The 1,915-nt window shown below is 61.7% G+C and carries 1 protein-coding gene and 1 pseudogene; one reads left to right on the top strand and one right to left on the bottom strand.

The genetic code is table 11. The features are described from left to right. Nucleotides 1–81: 81 nt before the first annotated feature. Nucleotides 82–850, bottom strand: a pseudogene (locus tag IVB48_RS23625) (IS3 family transposase); the annotation flags it as partial. A 228-nt stretch (nucleotides 851–1,078) separates the two neighbouring features. On the opposite strand from IVB48_RS23625, the gene IVB48_RS23620 reads away from it, so the two are divergent. Next, a partial coding sequence (locus IVB48_RS23620; RefSeq protein WP_247403467.1) for an IS110 family transposase occupies nucleotides 1,079–1,915 on the top strand: 837 nt, incomplete at its 3' end.

Below are 1,915 nucleotides of genomic sequence, written 5' to 3'. Positions count from 1 at the left end.
CAAATACCCCACGGGATCGCATCCCGATCAGCAAAGCCTCTTCTCTTCAACAACATAGACAGATGGGTGTTCTGATGCGCGATTGTAGAAGTCGAGATACCGCCCGATCGAATGTCGCGCCTCGCCGACGGTTTCGTAGGCCCGCAGGTAGACCTCCTCGTATTTGACGCTGCGCCATAGCCGCTCGGCGAAGACGTTGTCCCGCCATGCTCCTTTGCCATCCATGCTGATCGCGATGCCGTTGCTGGCGAGCGCGCCGGTAAACTGAGAGCCCTGGTCCGTATTGAAGATTTCGGGCTTGCCGTGACGAGCGAGAGCGTCCTCCAGGGTCTCGACGCAGAACGCCGCCTCCATCGTGATCGACAGCCGCCACGGCAGAACCCGGCGGGTCGCCCAGTCGCGAACGACAGCGAGATACACGCCGCGCGCCATCGGGATGTAGGTGATGTCCATCGCCCAGACCTGGTTCGGTCGCGTGATCGCCATGCCGCGCAGCAGGTATGGATAGATCCTGTGGCCGGGCTCGGGTCTGGTGGTGCGCGGACGGCGGTACAGCGCCTCTATCCCCATCCGCCGCATCAGCGTTCTGACATGCCGACGGCCGATCTTGCGCCCCTCGGCAGCCAGCAGGCCTCGCAGCATTCGCGAACCGGCGAAAGGATACTCCAGATGCAGCCGATCCAGATGCCGCATGAGCGCGAGGTCGGCGGACGACACCGGGCGCTGCAGATAATCTACCGCGGCTGATCTTCAAAACTTCCGCCTGCTTGGGGATCGACAGATCGTGTCCACGGTCGATCATCGCTTTGCGCTCAGCAATCCCGCCTTGGTGAGCGCTCCTTCTAAAAAACTATGCGCGGCGCTGCGTTCCCCCTCTGGGATAGAAACGGCCAACGCTAGATTGCCGACCGGAGGGGAGCGGCCGATACGATTTTGGTGGCAGGTGACCCCGTTAAAAAAAACTGGTCCATGGGTTGTTGCGCACTTGAGAGTGGTGACGTCATTCGGCGATCCCGTTTAGGAATCTGACCAATAGCGCAGCCCAGCCCTTCCGCCGCCGTCAGCAGGAGGATTGGAGATGAACCCCAAAAGATCGAAGTCGAGGAACGGTGGTAAGATGCCAATGGTGCACCCGAACGCGGCTGCCATCGACGTCGGAGCGACTATGCACATGGCTGCCGTGAGGGCAGATCGCGCACCGGAGCCAGACCGCAGCTTCGGTACCTTCACGGCCGATCTGCATCGGCTGGTCGACTGGTTTACTGAATGCGGCGTCGAGACCGTCGTCATGGAATCGACCAGCGTCTACTGGATTCCGATCTTTGAGCTTCTCGATGCACGAGGATTTACCGTGTTTCTTGTCAACGCGCGCGATGCCAAGCACGTGCCGGGGCGAAAGACCGATGTTAGCGATGCGCAATGGCTGCAGCGGCTCCATTCATTCGGGTTACTGCGGGCCAGCTTTCGGCCCAAAGGGCAGATTGCCGAGCTGCGAGCCTACGTGCGTCAGCGCGAGCGTCTGCTGGAGTACGCGGCCTCACACATCCAGCATATGCAGAAGGCCTTGATGGAGATGAATCTTCAGCTGCACCACGTCGTCGCCGACATCACCGGCGCGACCGGCCTGCGTATCATACGCGCGATCCTTGCCGGCGAGCGCGATCCTGAGGCGCTGGCGTGCTTGCGCCATTACAGTTGCCACTCCAGCGCCGAGACGATCGCGAAGGCGCTCACCGGAAGCTACCGCGCCGAGCATCTGTTTGCGCTCGAGCAGGCCCTTGCGCTTTTCGACGCCTACCACGAGAAGGCATCTGCCTGCGACGCCCGGATCGAAGCCGTGTTGAAGGAACTGAGCATCCATCGCGGTCATGGCCATGGACCGGCGCGGCGGGCCTCGCGGCGTCGGAATCGAACC

The organism is Bradyrhizobium sp. 76 (genome assembly GCF_023073025.1).
GTDB lineage: Bacteria > Pseudomonadota > Alphaproteobacteria > Rhizobiales > Xanthobacteraceae > Bradyrhizobium.
The sequence above is the reverse complement of the archived record's forward strand: the minus strand, read 5'-3'. Positions and strand labels throughout refer to the sequence as shown.